The organism is Arcanobacterium pinnipediorum, assembly GCF_023973165.1.
GTDB classification, from domain to species: Bacteria; Actinomycetota; Actinomycetes; order Actinomycetales; family Actinomycetaceae; genus Arcanobacterium; species Arcanobacterium pinnipediorum.
In genome coordinates, this window is sequence record NZ_CP099547.1 from 1905025 (window position 1) to 1921508 (window position 16484).

Consider the following 16484-nt stretch of genomic DNA (forward strand, 5'->3'; position numbering starts at 1 on the left):
ACCGCTCTCCACCTAGACAACTCGACAACCTGACCTATTGAGGCAACAATCCCTTATTTCTGCGCTACCTTCGCTTCTTCGCCCGCCGGGTAGGTTCGGCGCTGGCTGGATCTTCGGGCCAGGGGTGGCGCGGATAGCGCCCGCGCATCTCGGCGCGTACTCCCGCATACGGCCCGGCCCAAAAAGATGCCAGATCGTCAGTGATAGCTAAGGGACGTTGAGCTGGTGAGAGCAGTTCGAGGGTAACTGGCACGCCACAAATTTCCGGGGTGGCTTGCCAGCCGAATGCTTCTTGGATGCGCATGCGAACTCGTGGCCGTTCACCGGCGTAGTCTACCCGCGCACTACCTAATGGTGTGGTGATGCGTTCGGGTGCGAGTTCGTCAAAAAGATGTGCTTGTTCCCAAGGTTTCAAACTCTCCAGCGCGCCGGCGAGATCGATTCCGTGAGCGGTGACGAACGGTAGCAGCCACTCGTCGATGCTTTCGCTAAGGGCGTGGTCAGATACATCTGGCCACGGTTGGGCCAGTGCGCGGTGAAGGAATGCTAACCGGTGCCGGATTGCCGTAAGCCCCGCAGTCCACGGCAGGTCAGCAATCGAGTCATGACGGACCTGTTCTTGCCGGGCGGCGAGCAGTTGTGCGGCGGAGAGTTTAGCGGGGGTGCGCGAAAGTTCAATTGCGCCCAACCAAACCACCTTTGATGCACGAAGGGTTTGGTTATCAACTTCGATCGTTTCGGAACGTAAGTGTTTGCCAACCTCTACTGCTGTTTCGACGTCGATTGGTACTCCAGCATAAATCATTGCCTCAGATTGTCCTTGGGTTTTACCCAGATCTGCTATCGCTAACCATTGTTCACCGGCTAGCGGGGAACCAGCCGGAAGGACGGCGCCGGTTCCGTTGGCAAGTACATATCCGCGTCCGCGAGCGCGCGCGATCCACTGCGGGTGGGCTAGTGCGACGACGATACCAACCGCATCATCCCAAGTGGTAGCCATAGCGGGCAGAGTTGGGCTACTGGTTGTGCCCGAGTCTGCCAGCTCACCTGCGTTACCCAATGTGGTGATGATGTTGCGTAGCCGCCGCCGTTCGCGTACCAGCCCAGGATCGTTACGACGACGGCGCATCGCATGGGCGATATCAGCTCCTTCGACTCTCATATCACTAGCAAGGAAGGCAACAATCTCGGTGACAGTATCGGGGCGCACATATCTAGTGCCGTCGATCAGTGCGCGGGCAAGGTAGGCGCTGAGTGGGAGTTGGGCGGCGCGCTGGCCGCGAGCGGTAATAGTTCCGGCTTGGTCAATAAATCCGAGCGCGAAAAGTTCGGCACTAGCATGCGCAAGATGTTCCGGGTGGGGTTCGTCAAGTAACGATATGCCGTGCATACCCGGCGCACCCCAGGCTGCGCACTGTAACAACGCATCCGTTAAGTCTGCGGTGCGAATCTCTGGTTGTGCATACTTTTCGGCTCGACCCAACCCCATGCATCGGTATGCGAAGCCGGGGCCTTCACGCCCGGCACGTCCGGCTCGTTGAATCATTGAGGCTTGGGAGGCAAATACGGTAACAAGCCCACTAATTCCGCCATCTACCCGAGCTTGGCGGGCCAGTGCGCCATCAACGACTATTCGCACTCCGGGCACGGTCAACGACGACTCTGCCAGCGCAGTTGCAACAATCACGCGCTCCCCACCAGCATCCAGGACCCGGTCTTGTTCGCGCGCATCTAACTGGCCGTGTAATCCAAACACAGGAATATCGAGATTATGTAACCGGCCAACCACCGCAGAAATTTCACGCACGCCAGGAACAAACACCAAAATCGAACCGGCATGTTCGCGGTGTGCTCGGCGTACAACGCCAGCAATATGGTCAAGATAGTCCTCAGATACCACGATCGCGGCGCTGCGCGTAACGGTTAATGGCTGCGGGCCGGGCACCTCAACTGTTTCAACAGGATAAATATGGCCTGGCACCTCGATAATGCGTGCCCCAAGCAGGTTCGCGGTTTGCTCTAACGCCACCGTGGCAGACATGGCAATAATTTGCAGATCCGGACGCAAGGCGCGTTGAGCATCAAGCACGAATGCGGTAGCAATATCAGTATCGAGATCGCGTTCGTGGATTTCGTCGATAATCACGCAGCCAACACCAGGTAGTTCAGGGTCATCGTGCAACATCCGCAACAACACACCTGGCGTAACCATCTCGATATCGGTTCCGGGTTTGGTTTCACCGCGAACGCGATACCCCACCTGCGTCCCAACCGGCTCGTTTAGTAACTGTGCGATACGCCGCGCAGCTGCGCGCGCTGCCACCCTGCGAGGTTGAACAACAATAACTTTGCGATGTTCGACGTCGATCCCGCCACCTAAACGCGCCGCACACGCCACCGGCACGAGCGTAGTTTTTCCACTCCCAGGCGGGGCTGCAATAACAAGATTTCCAGATTCACCAGCAATCTCGCCCAACGCTTCGCGCACCGGAAGGTCAGGTGGATCGGCGCAAATCTCGCAAAACCTCACACGCAACCCAGTTCAAGACCTAATCAAAGAACGAACCGAGTTCAAAACTGCTTCACGCACATCATCAAGCGGCAAACCGTCGTCGAGCGCCCGCAAACCACAATCCATTAAACTGCGGGTAATACGAGCATTCATCGGAGCACGCACCGGATCGATCTGCTGGCACAACTCAACAACCGTGTGAGCCAATTCGCGGTGAAAATTCACAACCGCAGGCGGCAAATTCTCCATCGTGGCAAATGTCTCAGGAGTGAACTTCGTCGTCTTCAAAACGTTAATCAACCACTGATGTCCGGTTTGTGCACCCAACTCTAAACTGATATCGACCAGCGCCACCAGCTTTTCTGCCGGTGTAGATACCGCTTGAGTGGCGGCGTTGGCACGCTCGTTCCAAATCGGCAAATATCGTTCAAGAACCAGCAGACGCAAATGGTCTACTGACGGCACATATCGGTAGATCGAGTTCCGGGCGATCCCAGCCTTCTGCGCTATCGCTCCGGCAGTAAATGCCTGCCCGTTAGGCGAGCGCAAAATCTCTTCGGCAGCATTAATCAGTTTTTCGAACACGATATCGTGATGCTCTTTCACAGTAGGAGCAGAGATCCGCGGCATCGCTATTCCTTTCGTCACACCGTTACTATGCAGGTAACGCATCGCCGTCATCGATAACAGTATAAGCCTACATCGTCGTGTAAAATTTCATCTACGACCAAAATCCCGATCCGAGTAATTTGGGGTTACGAGTATGAGAACTAATCAATTCGCGGGAGAATGAAATTATGGAATTCATGGCGTGGGCACAGCACGTAGCATCATCACACCCACAGCTACGCGATGCAATCATCACTATCAATAACGAATGGCTCGAAATCCTCTTAGCCGATGGGCGAGCATTCCGGTTCCGGCCAGGGGTACTTATCCGCCCGGACGCCGATGAGGAAGATCGAACCGATATCCTCATCCGATTACTGAGCATCGGTATCGCTCAAGCAGTACCCTCTGCTATGCCAGAAGGGGATACCGGCGTCGATCAATCCGGCAGCGATTCTGAGCGCCAACTGCCACCAGACGTAAGCAATCCGACCCTAGAAACTCTTATTGAGTCGTTCCGTTCTATTGGCGGCACGCCAGCTGATCCATTCGGGCTCAACGAAATCAAGAACGCTATAAAATATCAGGATGCGGACGATGATGAAGAATTTTCTACGCTTGCAGCCGGTCCTAATGTGAACTATTTTCCGCGCATAGATTCTGCCCCCTACTTTTTACGGTCACACTCAGGGGGAGATTCCATCATCTATCTGCCCATCACTGATTTCGTTGCAGTTGGTTTAGTGCGCGACACTGAGCGCGGCCAAGTCCCGGTCTATTATTCTCAAACCGAAGGGGATATGCGCGATATCGGGGAGCTGCTCTCCGAAGGAGTAGCCAATCTCCGGTTAGGTGTTGGATCTGGCGGAAAAGAAAACCACATCACTTTAGGTTTTGCCGAGCTAGGTAAAGCCCAAATCGTCACCTTTATGTCCCCGCCTGGCTATGAGTTATCGTGGTGGTGCGATATTGAGATGATGGCGTCCATAGCCGAACAAGTTATCGCCGATCGTCCAGGAGATATCCCACTCTTCATCCCGGTAGCTCTCGATCACTACTTCATCGCCTTCGCTGACGATCCGCATCTCGAAGATATTTTCGATGCGCTCATTGAAACCAGCAACACCGAAACCATGGTTTATCCTCTGCCCCACACGCTAGCTAGTGACGGCTGGACGGAATGGATTCCGTTGCCTGGTGATAGGCTTTCCCGCAAACTCAGCCAGTTGCGCACCACCTACCGCCAAGCTATCTACAATGCTCAAGCAAGCATCATGGATCGCTGGGCTGACTTCGGAAACCTCAAACACTACAACGTGATGGAATCCCCGAGCGGAGATCTGGTAGGGGTGACCGAGTGGGATGCTACCGATCATCACGGATCCGTACCTGAAACTGAGATGATTACCTTCACCCGCGAACGTTCCCCGCATCCATTCGAGCCAGAACCAGCAGTATCGATCACGTTGCGATCCCAGGTTGCGCGCGAGATTTGGAAAGAGGGTTTCGTGCGCGACGAAGATGCCTGGCCGCCGCGCTGGAAAGTCTCCGGTTTCCCTGATGCTCAGACCTTAGAAAAACTTCAGGCCGCAGTTGACCGCGAGTTTTAACTTCTAGGTGCTTGCCTGCAACTCACTAACGAAGTTGGCAGGCAAGCACCTAGATAACGCCTGACCTATGATTGGTTCGTGTTCCCATAAAACCGGCCCAGGGTTTCTTCCTTGAACTCCCAGTAGGTTCCGGCATTGATGTGCTGGCGAATATCGTCAACGAGTTTGATCGTGAAATATTCGTTGTGGATAGTTGTTAGCGTATTTACGACCATCTCTTTAGCCTTGAACAAATGATGGATGTAGGCGCGCGTATAGTGCCTACAGGTATAGCATTCACAGCCCTCAACTAAGGGGATGAACTCTCGCTTATGCCGTGCCCGATTAACGTTAAAGCGGCCGTCAGGAGAATAAATCGCGGCATTGCGTGCTACGCGCGAAGGGTTGACGCAGTCAAAGGTATCGATACCGTTTTCCACACCGGCAAACAAATCATCAGGTTCTGAAATACCAAGCAGGTGACGTGCCCGATCTTCAGGAAGCTCCTCATTGACCCAGCGCACGATCCGCCCCAGGTTTTCTTTTTCGAGCGCCCCGCCAACACCGAAGCCATCGAAACGCTGCCCATCAATCTCCATATTCCCCAAGTCACGCGCAGCTTTACGCCGTAAATCCTCATATTGCGCACCTTGAATAACACCGAACAACTGTTGATAGGGTTTGCCCTGGCGTTCTTCGGTGAGCTGTTGATGGGCTCGCAAACAGCGCTCAGCCCACAATCGAGTACGCTCCAAGGCTTGTTCTTGATAGCCGCGCGAGTTCAACAAGGTCGTCAATTCGTCAAAAGCAAAAATAATATCGGCACCAAGCTCATGTTGAATCCGCATCGAAATCTCGGGCGTAAACCGGTGTTTCGATCCGTTAAGATGCGAACGGAACCACACGCCGTCGTCGTCAACATTCGCTAACCGTTCCTTATTCGCCGCAACCTTGCCGTCAACATGTGCCGAACCGTTAAACTCCTCCGAAAGCACTTTCTTAAACCCAGAACCCAAGCTCAACACTTGGAAGCCACCCGAATCAGTAAACGTCGGCCCATCCCAGTTTTCAAATGCGCCCACCCCGCCAGCTTCATCAACAACATCTGAGCCCGGTTGCAGATACAGATGGTAGGCGTTGGAAAGCAATGCTTGCGCGCCGATCTCGCGCATCGTCTCTGGCAAGACGCTCTTAACCGTTGCTTTGGTAGCTACCGGAATAAACGCCGGCGTCTGAATATCACCGTGCGGGGTGTGAATCGTTCCAGTTCGACCCAACTGGCCATCTAACCGGTTATCTATCTCAAACATTATCTTCACCTATACCTATCGCCTTAAACAATCCACGCCGGATTCCCCGAAACGTGTTGTGCAAATCTTAGTAGTCAATCCGAATAACTGTAGCCCCATCGGCTAGCGAAACTTCTTGGGAAACCGGATAGCTACCGCCGTCGTTAGCCCCGATTGTTTGGCCAGGTAACAAGTAGCTATCACCCATCACGATATAGCGCGCAGTTGCTTCGACGAACTCAGCTGTTTGCGCCAATGTTCGCCCACTTCCGCTCACTTCTAAATCAAGGTGACCAAAGAAGGGCAATCCGAGGGTGCGCGCCCGCGTTGTTGGACCCTCGCCGAGGCGGATATTAATCCATAACGGCAGCGGCACCTGGCCTTGGGTCAGCGAATCTGCCAGTGTGCTCACCATCTGAGGTTGATGAATAACACCAAGCTCATGACGATAGATACCCAACGCAGCTTGTTCGCGCATCAAAGCATCAGCCACCTGAGTATAGGCAATATGTGCCGAAACCATGCGGTGACGCCGAGTTAGTTCTGCAGCGTTTTGCCCAGTTAGCTCACGCTCGCCGGCAAGAGTGCCGTGTGCTTGGCCAGCTAGCGGAGCGTAGAAGGTCATCGCCACATGGGTGTGATGGTTCGGAAGATGGCCCTTATCGATGTGGAGTTGCCCGGTTACCGGAGTTATCATCACCTGAACGCCTTGGAGGGAAAACGTCAAAATCTCTCCGCTCATTCCCCCAGTTTTTTGTGCCTCAACATTGACCCAGCGCGGTTGAATATCTTCACCCCACAAGTTACGGATACGTTCTACCGCGGCGCCGACGTCGATCGGGGCACTAAAGAGACCAGCCGCCGTTAAATATTCAGGGGCGGTTGGATGAATTGCGTTGATTCCGAGATACTCCATGCGGTTAAGTTTACGGGAGCCTAGCCTTCTTTGAACTTCGTTGTGGTGTTTCGAACTTCAATAATTGACGATACGGCTTCGGGGATGGAGCGGCGCACCCGGTTCCATGCCTGTTGATCGTAGGAAGAAAGGGTTTGTTCGGGAACAAAGGATTCGACGTCGGTGCGAGTAACTTCAATAATTTTCGTACCGTTTTGATAGGAAACATATGTGGCGTCTTTAATCATCGTCATAATGACGGCGGCCGAATAGAGAATATCGCGTTGGGTTGATTCGTCGTCGAGATGAACGTTGTGGACAGTGATGTTGATCCCGGAATCGAGAATGTCTATGGCGGTAATATCGCTATTGAGAGGCAAGGTTTTCAGTATATTTTGTGTGTTTTCTTGATCGCCCACAAAATTGGATACGAACATGTGCGAATCGGCGATGTTGTGGGTGCGATAAGTAATATCGGGATCGGACGGGAACTCGATATCAGCCTTGTTTTCGCGAGCAATATAGTAGACCACCAGAAAATTGACAGACACAAGTATCACCACAATGAAAACTGTGATGATTGTGCGGAATTGAGAAATGCCAACCTTCATGCTTGTCAAAATACCACCTTTGGGCTGTGGGTCGTAAACTAGAAGCACATTAGTTCGTTGTGCTTGAAAGGTCTGTGCAATGTCTGTCCCATTTATTATTGGTGCCTACGCATCACTGCCCGCAACCAAAGAGGAACAAGCGGACTATTACCAGATACTTGCCGGCCAACCGTGGGTTCAGGGTTTAGAGATTCCGTTCCGTGATTCAATTACCGACGACGTTGAGTGGTTTGTATCTCAGCTCTCTCCTAATTTTACCACCAATATGCTCACCCCTATCCCTGGTGTTATGCAACGCGTTGGTAAGGATCAGTATTTTGGTTTGGCCTCACCAGAAGAAAGTGGCAAAACAGCTGCTCTTGATTATCTATTGAATGCCTCGTGGGCGATTAAGGCAATCAACGATGCTGCCGGGCGCCAAGTTTTTACCCACGTCGCCTTACACTCTGCACCAACTAAAATTGCAGATCCGGTTGCGTTTAATCATTCTTTAGATGTGGTTACCCAATGGGATTGGGACGATGCCAAACTCGTTATTGAACATCAAGACGCATTCATCGCCGAGCAAAGCCCACAAAAGGGTTTTTTGAGTTTAGCTGATGAGATTAAAGCCGGACGTGCTCACGGTCTTGAGATTCTGATTAATTGGGGACGATCAGTTATCGAAGGCCGTGATACTCAAACTGCCTACGAACATGTAGAAACTGCCGGTAGTGCCCACGCGTTAGCTGGCGTGATGTTTTCTGGGGCACATGCGCAACCAAATGCGTATGGTCCGGCATGGAATGACGATCATGTTCCGCTCAACACTGACGAACCGACGTCGTTAATGACGTCCTCGCACGTAGCTGACGTTTCCCGACTCGCCCAGAAATATTCTGCTTCAGTGATGGGAGCGAAGGTGAGCATTGGAACCGAGGCCTCGTTGTCCACTAGGCTGGAGATACTTCGCCATATTGCTATGGCGGCAGGATCAACAACCACATTGCAGATAGGTTAAATCTATGAGTCAGCCCGCAGATACCCCCAAGAGTCGCCGCAACATTATTATTTCGCTCATTGCCCTGATAACGGTGGCAGTGCTGGTGATTAGCCTTATCGCCTCGGGCTTTTTGTTGGGAAAGCCGTCACCGCAGGGATCGCCGTCGGAATCAACGGCGGCTCAAAGTCAGCCGAGTGGAAAAGAAAGTAGCGCTTCTGGTGGCAACGCTTCTGGTGGCAACGCTTCTGGTGGTAGCGATTCTGCCCAGCAGCCGGCTACCGAACTCGATCCGCAACTTAAACAAGCGGTAGAAAACGAACACCGGAAGGATCCTAACGATCCGCGAGCGCTCGGTTCGGTTGATGCGCCAGTTATTATTGAAATGTATTCGGATTATCGGTGCGGGCATTGCCGGGACTGGTCGCTGAACACATTGCCAGAACTCCAAGATCTTATTGATAGCGGCAAGATCCGGGTTGAATACAATTCGTTGCCGATTCTTGGCAAGGATTCCATTCTTGCAGCGCAAGCCTCGCATGCGGCGGCTTTGCAAAATAAGTTCTGGGAATACCATAAGGAACTTTTCACGAACCTGCCCGAGGTCACCCCGCAAGCCCTGACTGAGTTGGCTGGCAAATTGGGAATGGATACTGAGAAGTTCGCAGCCGATCTCGTCTCTGATGAAACGGTGGCTGCTATTAGTGGCGAACGCAGTCACGGAATCGCTCTGGGGATCACGGGTACTCCGGCATTCCTGATCGGTTATTCGTTTATTTCCGGAGCATTGCCTGCAGATCGTTTTATTTCCGTCATCGATCAAGAAATGCAGCGTTTTTAACGTAGCCTAACGTTTTAACGTACCCCAACGTTTTAACGTAGCCCAACCTTTTCGCCACTCATTGTCAGATCCAACCGGGGAAGACGAACCACTGCAAGGAAATCTTATGTCTATCAAACGATTCATCTCCCACACTTTTCAAAAATTTTCCCGCTGGGAACTACAGGTCGAACCACTACCGCCAAAAGCTATTGTGATCGGCGCTCCGCATACATCGAACTGGGACGCGATCTACATGTTGGTAGCTTTTTGGCATTCGGAACGTAACTTACGATTCTTGGTGAAAGATTCGGTTATTCGAAGCCCACTAGGCCCAATTGCGCGCGCTTTTGGTGCAGTTGGGGTAGATCGGCATTCACCGCATGGAGTGGTTAGTGATATTGCGCAACAAGCTCGTCACGCAACTGATTTTACTTTGTGTTTAGCTCCTAAAGGTACCCGCAGTAAGCGTGATACGTGGCGGTCTGGGTTTTACCATATCGCCTACGAAGCCGGGGTGCCGGTGGTGTTTGGCTTCATTGATTCGCATACTCGCACCTATGGCTGGCGTGGCTCGATGATGCTAAGCGGTGACCGCAAGGCAGATATGGATCGTATTCGTGAATTTTATGAACCGCTAGCCGGTATTCATCCGGAACTTACATCCACGCCTCGCCTGCGTGACGAATCACCGTTGGAGAACTAAAATGACTCGACTATCTACCGGCTACACGATGCCCGCCCTCGGATTTGGCACCTACCAGATTCCGTTAGCTGATACTGCTGATCTGGTCCAGCAAGCCTTCGCAGTAGGCTACCGCCATATTGATACCGCACAAATGTATGGCAATGAGGCCGGGGTTGGGCGGGCAATGATCGAATCTGGGCTCGCGCGCGCGAGCATTTTTATTACAACGAAACTTAATAACCCGAACCATGAAGCTGATAAGGCACGCGAATCTTTCGCTCAATCCTTACGCAATCTGCGCACCGAGTATGTTGATTTGTTTTTGATCCATTGGCCGCTGCCGATGCACTACGGCGGAGATTTCCCGCAGACGTTTAAGACCATCGAATCGTTTGTAGCTGAGGGCCGTGCACGATCCGTTGGTGTTTCTAATTTCGAGATCGAACATATTGAGAAGTTAGTATCTGCCGGTTGTGGCGTGCCTGCGGTCAACCAGATCGAGATCCATCCTTATTTCCAAAATCGCGACGTTGTTGATTACTGCCGGAAGATGGGGATTACGGTAGAGTCGTGGTCACCGTTGGGTCGCGGGGAAGATCTTAAAGATCCGGTGATTTTAGAGATCGCTGATAAACATCATGCCACGCCAGCACAGGTGGTGTTAGCGTGGCATTTAGCGGAAAATTTCGTAGTTATTCCAAAGTCATCGACGTTAGCTCGGCAACAGCAAAACTTTGATTCGTTGCGGGTGACTTTAGATTATGACGATCTTGCCGCTATTCGGGCACTTGATCGCGGTGCCGATGGCCGGCGCGGTCCACATCCGAACGACTTTTCGCGGCTTTCGTGATGATTAGTGCAGCTGCGGCGTTCGAGCCTGCGTTAGCTTTTCTGCACCAGCATTTGTTCTCCCCTGATCGGATTGTCTCTGGCGAACCGGTGAGCTTGAGCCAGCGGCGGTATCGGTTTGAACATTGTCAACGAGTTGCGCGCATTGGGCGTGTAGTTGCGCAAGCTGAGGGGCTTGATGGCGATGTTTTAGCTTTGGGGTGTTTGCTGCATGATGTGGGGAAGTTTGATGCACCTTTCCCCGTCGATCACGGCCGTGCCGGGGCTGTGGTTGCACACCAGTTTCTTTCTGCGCTTGGGTTGGATCAATCTCAGCGTGACGAAATCGTCCAGGGTATTGCGATGCATACCGACGATTTATACAATCCGCGCTCTGATGGGCAAGGCGGGGATCACGATGTGCACGGGCGGCCATATTTAGTGTTTGATACATCCCCAAGCCTCTTAGCTCGCTGTATCGGGGACTGCGATAATATCGATCGGTTTGGCGCCTACCGGGTGGCAGATACACTGGCGTACATAGGCTTCATGGATCTTTCCACTACCGAGCAACTCCGGTGGCTAAAGAGCTATCTTAACAAGCTTGACAGGCTGTGGAGCCAGCCATGTGCTACTCAGACGGCTACTCGGCTGTGGCAAGAAGCAATCGATGTACAGCGGACGTTCTTTGGTCGCTTAGCTACAGAATTAACAGCTTAGCTACAGAAATTGTCTAGCGTTGCCGATTCCAGATCGGTTACTATTCCAGATCGGTTACTATTCCAGGACTAATAATCCTCCGCCGACGCATAGTTCGCAAAGCGCGTGAGCTGGCCTTGGAACTCAAGTTCGATATCATCTGAGGTTGGGCCGGATCGGTTCTTTCCCACGATAATTTGTGCCGGTGGTAACGCACCCATCTCGTCACGTTCCTTGGGACGATTAATGAGGATAACGACGTCGGCATCCTGCTCTAGTGATCCAGATTCACGCAAGTCAGATACTTGGGGTTTCTTCGAATCTCGGCGTTCGGTTTCACGATTGAGCTGCGCGATTGCAATGATCGGGATCTCGAGCTCTTTAGCAAGTAGTTTGATAGAGCGCGAAAACTCTGAGACTTCTTGTTGGCGTGATTCTGGGGTGCGCCCACCGGAGGTGAGTAACTGCAGATAGTCGATCACAATGAGCTCAATGCCGTGCTGTTGGCGCATTCGGCGTGCTTTGGAGCGAATCTCCATCATAGTCAGGTTAGGAGAATCGTCAACGAAAAGCGGTGCGTCGGCGATACGTTCAAGTGTTTGGGAAATTTGTTCCCAGTGGCGTTGTTCGAGGTCACCTCCGATAAGCCGTGATAACCACACTCCTGACTCGGCTGCCAACATGCGCATCGCCAATTCATTGCGGTTCATTTCCAACGAGAAGAACGCCACCGGCTTATTCTCTTTCATAGAAATGTGCCGGCAAAAATCCATCGCTAACGTTGTTTTCCCCATTCCTGGGCGAGCGGCCACAATAATCATCTGGTTGGGTCGCAAACCAAGCAAGACTTTATCAAGATCGTGGAAACCGGTAGCTAAGCCGGCTAATTGGCCATCACGAGCCGAGTTTAATTCCAGTTCTTCATATACATCTGGAAGGATTGCACGGAGTTGAGCGTAGTCATTTGACGATTTAGATTCACTTAATGCATACACTTCGGATTGTGCCAGATTAACTAACTGGGCAACGTCGCCGCGTTCGGTAGTATATCCGAGCTGGGCAATACGGGTTCCAGTTTCGACTAACCTGCGTAATACTGCCTGGTCGCGCACAATCTGTGCATAGTATGCGGCATTAGCTGCAGTTGGCACTCCTGAAACAAGATCGTGGAGGACTGCTCGCCCACCTACTTGTTCCAACACGCCTTGGCGTTGTAGCTCTGCAGCAACCGTGATCGCGTCCGCAGGCTGGCCGGTACCGAAAAGAGTAAGTATGGTGTTATAGATCGTGGCGTGAGCTGGGCGGTAGAAATCCTTGGCATCAAGTATTTCCAAAACATCGGCTAGTGCATCTTTGCTGAGCATCATTCCGCCAAGGACGGAGCGTTCGGCATCTATATCGTGGGGTGGGGTACGTTCATACTGAGAGTTCGACATATCGTTCACGTCCATTCTTTTGCCACTCAAACTGCCACGAGTGCTCATCGCCTTGTTCGCACCGCAGCGCACTACCACAGCTAATTATGGCTGATTTCGCGCATAAGTGCTGTGGTTTGTTCAATCTCACTGCATGTATTGCGAGTAAACTATCCACAGCTCTGTGATTACTTTAAGTTTTTCTGTGGATAACTGCGGTGGATTTGTGTATAACCCTGCTAGTAACTTCTTCAGTTATCCACAGATTTTCACATATTTATCCACCGTTGTGGATTATGGTGGCGCCTTCCCCGCTATCTCGCCATAATGTTCTCCACGCATGTGGATAGTTTACGATTTTTACTACCTCGTTTTGCAAACTTTTCCGCAGTTAGACCTCAACCACTTTAAGTTTCCGCGTGTCGTCAATACCGTTGAAGTTTCGGTAGTCTGGAAGTCGAAGATTACTCAGTACCTTTGTTGTGAAAAGATTCGAGGCTTTTGTGGCTAACGATGATCTAGAACATGTAGATTTAGCAATCATCCGACTCGCATTACCGTCCTTGGGCGCGTTACTTGCTGAGCCGCTATTAGTAGCTGTAGATACGACGATGATTGGTCGCCTGCCCGGTAGCGCTCCTCTCGCTGGACTTTCTCTCGCTTCAACAATTTTGACCACTCTAGTGGGCCTATGTATTTTCTTGACCTATGCCACTACTGCTGCTACTGCGCGTGCGGTCGGTGCCAACCGGAACAAAGAAGGTTACCGCTTCGGAATAGATGGTATCTGGCTTGCTGGTGGTCTCGGTATTGTTCTCGGTCTGATCTTGTATTTTGGTGGTTCAGTTATTATCAGTTGGTTTAATCCAACCGCTGCAGTAACTACACAGGCGCTTTCTTATCTTCATGCAAGTTCCTGGGGTCTTCCCGGCATGCTGATTGTTCTTGCCGCTACAGGTACCTTGCGTGGCTTTGCCGATGCCCGTACGCCGTTTATAGTGGCAACGAGTGGAGCGTTAGTTAACATCCCCATCAATGCGATTCTTATCTACGTATTCGGGTTAGGGATAACAGGGGCTGGTCTTGGTACTGCTTTAGCACAATCGGGTATGGCAATTGTCTTAGTTACTATTATTGCCCACCGTGCTCGGCAAGCGGGCGCGTCGATACTAGCTTCTGGAACTGGCGTTTTACGTTCGCTGCATGATGCGTTTCCGCTTATTGTTCGTACCTTGTCACTGCGTAGTGCTATTTTATTGTTGATCGCTGGAGCTTCGGGACTTGGTACGGTTGCTCTTGCTACGAATCAAATCGTGATGACGGTGTGGAATTTCATGTCTTATGGCCTGGATTCTTTGGCTACTGCAGCACAAATCCTTGTTGGTCAGGCTCTTGGCTTGAACCAACCGAACGTTGTTCGGCGCGTGTTACATCGCTGTATATTATGGGGAGTCTGGGTTGGTATCGGATTGGGAATCGTTGTTGGTGCACTCTCATTTGTTGTGCCGTGGATTATGAGTACTGATGCCGATGTGCAAACTTTGTCTCGAATAATCTTGTGGATTGCAGGTCTCGCTGTGCCTTTAGCGTCGCTGGCTTTTATCCTCGATGGGGTTCTCATTGGCGCTGGTGATACTCGACGCTTAGCGTGGTACATGTTAGCTACGCTGTGTGCTTTTGCTCCTGTTGCGGGTATTGTTTTGTGGCGTCCTGATTGGTTTGGTCAAACGTGGGGTATGGCTGTTCTTTGGATTGGTTATGGCGGGGTAACAATGGCGGTACGTGCCGGAACTCAATTTGTTCGTACTCGTGGCGATGACTGGATGCATCTCGCTCGTTAATGGGTTCTGGGCTGCGCATAGACAGTACGTAACTGTGTGCCTGTAGGTATTGCTCTACGTATTGCTATTTTTAACCAAGGTGAAGCGCTGACTCGTTTCTTTTTCGCACTAGTTCTTCTGTTCTGTGCCGTGGCTTGCTCTACTTTCCTGCTATTTGTTCCGGCTTTGCAGGCTCTTCGGATTTTGGCGGGGTTAGGGGATGTGAAAGTGGTGAAGATAGTTCATGCTTAGAGTGTGAGCAAAAAACCTGAAACTATCTTCACCAGTTCTGATCCTAACGTAATCGTGGCTCGTTTGCTGAGTTTAAAAGATGTTGTGCCTGTGGCTTATCATCGTCACGGACCACACCAGTCAATCGAGATCGAGCAAGATCTTAACACCGTGGTGTGTCCTCGATGCAAGGTACGGGCACGAGTCAAGGATAGGCCACGAGTTCCTTATATCGATCTGCCCGTTTACGGACGCCCCATGGGTTTGATCTGGCGTAAACACCGCTGGTATTGTCCTAACCATCAATGCGATATGGGGTCATGGACAAGCCAGGACAAACGCATTGCTAGTAGACACTGTCGGTTAACGACCAGGGCAGCTAAATGGGCGACCAGGCAAGTAGGAATGGGACGGACAATAAGTGAAGTCGCTGCCGAGCTGGGCTGTGATTGGCACACGATTAACCATACCGTGACCGTCTACGGGCAGGCCTTACTTGATGCTGATCGTAAACGTTTATCTCAAACTCCTGCAATCGGTCTTGACGAGACAAGTTTCGTTCGTTTGAACAAACGCCCTACCCAATATGTGACCACGCTATGCGATGTAGCCAACCACCAGATCATTGATATTATTCCAAGCCGTAACTATGTTGAGGTTGCCCGTTTCCTTCACCGCTTCCCTACCTATTGGAAACAAGGAATCAGCTATGCCACACTCGATATGAGCCCGGCCTACCGGGCTGTTTTCAACGTGGTCACACCACACGCTACCCAAGTCGCTGACCACTTCCACGTCATCACATTAGCTAACCGAGCCCTTGATCGTGTACGCCGGCGTGTTCAACAACAAACACTTGGACACCGCGGACGAAAAACCGACCCGCTCTACCGTATAAGACGCCAACTTGTCTACGGACAAGAAAAACTCACCGATAAAACACAACATCGGATCGAATCACTTTTACGCTTAGGAGACCCTCATGGTGAAGTCGCTATCGCTTACCGTGTCAAAGAACGCCTCCGAAATTTCTACGCTCAAGACAACATCACCACCGCTCAAACCATGCTTGATCAACTCATCAACCACACCAGCCAGGACTTCATGCCCCAAGAAATCCAACAACTTAGCCGAACACTTAAAAACTGGTATCACCAGATCCTGGCCTACCACCACGCCCGCCTATCGAACTCGATCACCGAAGCCATGAACAACCTCATCAAACGCATCAAAAGAATCGGCTACGGATTTACCAACTTCACCAACTACCGCATCAGATGCCTCCTCTACGCAGGCAAACCCAACTGGCGACTCCTCAACACAATCTTCCCCTAACCCCGCCAAAATCCGAAGAGCCGCTTTGCATGGTGGCGCTGATTGTCTCTTTCTTTAGTTGATCTCCTGTTGGAATCGCCGTAGTTGTTGCTGTTGAAAAGCAACGGGTGGGCATGAACTTTCGTTCATGCCCACCCGTATGGTAGTTAGCGATTACTCGCTAA

At 51.6% G+C, this 16484-nt stretch carries 14 protein-coding genes; 8 read left to right on the forward strand and 6 right to left on the reverse strand.

Annotated elements, in window-relative coordinates:
* Window positions 1-64: 64 nt before the first annotated feature.
* Together hrpB and NG665_RS08465 are read right to left on the reverse strand one after the other, a co-directional pair.
* On the reverse strand, window positions 65-2530 hold the full coding sequence (gene hrpB, locus NG665_RS08460) for an ATP-dependent helicase HrpB (protein WP_252673257.1): 2466 nt from the start codon (window positions 2528-2530) through the stop codon (window positions 65-67).
* A 12-nt stretch (window positions 2531-2542) separates the two neighbouring features.
* A complete protein-coding gene (locus NG665_RS08465; protein WP_252673258.1) occupies window positions 2543-3160 on the reverse strand; it encodes a TetR/AcrR family transcriptional regulator in 618 nt (205 codons plus the stop codon).
* Between the two features lie 149 nt (window positions 3161-3309).
* On the opposite strand from NG665_RS08465, the gene NG665_RS08470 reads away from it, so the two are divergent.
* Window positions 3310-4731 carry a hypothetical protein gene (locus NG665_RS08470; protein ID WP_252673259.1) on the forward strand — a complete coding sequence of 474 codons (1422 nt, stop codon included), beginning with the start codon at window positions 3310-3312 and terminating at the stop codon, window positions 4729-4731.
* A gap of 65 nt (window positions 4732-4796) precedes the next feature.
* Here the strand turns inward: NG665_RS08470 and tgt are convergent, their stop codons facing one another.
* From tgt to NG665_RS08485, 3 genes are all read right to left on the reverse strand, one after another.
* The gene (gene tgt / locus NG665_RS08475) at window positions 4797-6020 is read right to left on the reverse strand and encodes a tRNA guanosine(34) transglycosylase Tgt (protein ID WP_252673260.1); all 1224 of its coding nucleotides are present in this window, start codon (window positions 6018-6020) and stop codon (window positions 4797-4799) included.
* A gap of 67 nt (window positions 6021-6087) precedes the next feature.
* Window positions 6088-6915 carry a DUF4261 domain-containing protein gene (locus NG665_RS08480; RefSeq protein ID WP_252673261.1) on the reverse strand — a complete coding sequence of 276 codons (828 nt, stop codon included), beginning with the start codon at window positions 6913-6915 and terminating at the stop codon, window positions 6088-6090.
* A 20-nt stretch (window positions 6916-6935) separates the two neighbouring features.
* Entirely contained in the window at window positions 6936-7514 is a 579-nt protein-coding gene (locus NG665_RS08485) for a hypothetical protein (protein ID WP_252673262.1), read from the reverse strand.
* Window positions 7515-7584: 70 nt separating this feature from the next.
* Between NG665_RS08485 and NG665_RS08490 the strand changes: the two genes are divergently transcribed.
* The 5 genes from NG665_RS08490 (at window position 7585) to NG665_RS08510 (ending at window position 11540) form a co-directional block, all read left to right on the forward strand.
* Complete coding sequence (locus NG665_RS08490; protein ID WP_252673263.1) at window positions 7585-8505, forward strand: DUF4862 family protein; 921 nt, start codon at window positions 7585-7587, stop codon at window positions 8503-8505.
* 4 nt (window positions 8506-8509) lie between these two features.
* Window positions 8510-9325 carry a DsbA family protein gene (locus NG665_RS08495; protein ID WP_252673264.1) on the forward strand — a complete coding sequence of 272 codons (816 nt, stop codon included), beginning with the start codon at window positions 8510-8512 and terminating at the stop codon, window positions 9323-9325.
* A gap of 106 nt (window positions 9326-9431) precedes the next feature.
* Window positions 9432-10010, forward strand: coding sequence for a 1-acyl-sn-glycerol-3-phosphate acyltransferase (locus NG665_RS08500; protein WP_252673265.1), 579 nt, complete (start codon window positions 9432-9434; stop codon window positions 10008-10010).
* 1 nt (window position 10011) lies between these two features.
* Entirely contained in the window at window positions 10012-10842 is an 831-nt protein-coding gene (locus NG665_RS08505) for an aldo/keto reductase (protein WP_252673266.1), read from the forward strand.
* The gene (locus NG665_RS08510) at window positions 10842-11540 is read left to right on the forward strand and encodes an HD domain-containing protein (RefSeq protein ID WP_252673267.1); all 699 of its coding nucleotides are present in this window, start codon (window positions 10842-10844) and stop codon (window positions 11538-11540) included. Before NG665_RS08505 ends, NG665_RS08510 begins: the two co-directional genes overlap by 1 nt.
* A gap of 68 nt (window positions 11541-11608) precedes the next feature.
* On the opposite strand, the gene dnaB is transcribed toward NG665_RS08510, so the two are convergent.
* Complete coding sequence (gene dnaB, locus NG665_RS08515; protein ID WP_252674112.1) at window positions 11609-12955, reverse strand: replicative DNA helicase; 1347 nt, start codon at window positions 12953-12955, stop codon at window positions 11609-11611.
* 482 nt (window positions 12956-13437) lie between these two features.
* On the opposite strand from dnaB, the gene NG665_RS08520 reads away from it, so the two are divergent.
* Both NG665_RS08520 and NG665_RS08525 read left to right on the forward strand, forming a co-directional pair.
* Window positions 13438-14775, forward strand: a complete 1338-nt coding sequence (locus tag NG665_RS08520) for an MATE family efflux transporter (RefSeq protein WP_252673268.1) — start codon at window positions 13438-13440, stop codon at window positions 14773-14775.
* Between the two features lie 234 nt (window positions 14776-15009).
* Complete coding sequence (locus NG665_RS08525; protein ID WP_252672635.1) at window positions 15010-16320, forward strand: ISL3 family transposase; 1311 nt, start codon at window positions 15010-15012, stop codon at window positions 16318-16320.
* Window positions 16321-16484 lie beyond the last annotated feature (164 nt).

Coding starts and splice junctions, on each gene's coding strand:
- NG665_RS08470 (WP_252673259.1), top strand. CDS start 3,310: ATGGAATTCATGGCGTGGGCACAGCACGTAGCATCATCACACCCACAG.
- tgt (WP_252673260.1), bottom strand. CDS start 6,020: ATGTTTGAGATAGATAACCGGTTAGATGGCCAGTTGGGTCGAACTGGA.
- NG665_RS08480 (WP_252673261.1), bottom strand. CDS start 6,915: ATGGAGTATCTCGGAATCAACGCAATTCATCCAACCGCCCCTGAATAT.
- NG665_RS08490 (WP_252673263.1), top strand. CDS start 7,585: ATGTCTGTCCCATTTATTATTGGTGCCTACGCATCACTGCCCGCAACC.
- NG665_RS08495 (WP_252673264.1), top strand. CDS start 8,510: ATGAGTCAGCCCGCAGATACCCCCAAGAGTCGCCGCAACATTATTATT.
- NG665_RS08500 (WP_252673265.1), top strand. CDS start 9,432: ATGTCTATCAAACGATTCATCTCCCACACTTTTCAAAAATTTTCCCGC.
- NG665_RS08505 (WP_252673266.1), top strand. CDS start 10,012: ATGACTCGACTATCTACCGGCTACACGATGCCCGCCCTCGGATTTGGC.
- NG665_RS08510 (WP_252673267.1), top strand. CDS start 10,842: ATGATTAGTGCAGCTGCGGCGTTCGAGCCTGCGTTAGCTTTTCTGCAC.
- dnaB (WP_252674112.1), bottom strand. CDS start 12,955: ATGTCGAACTCTCAGTATGAACGTACCCCACCCCACGATATAGATGCC.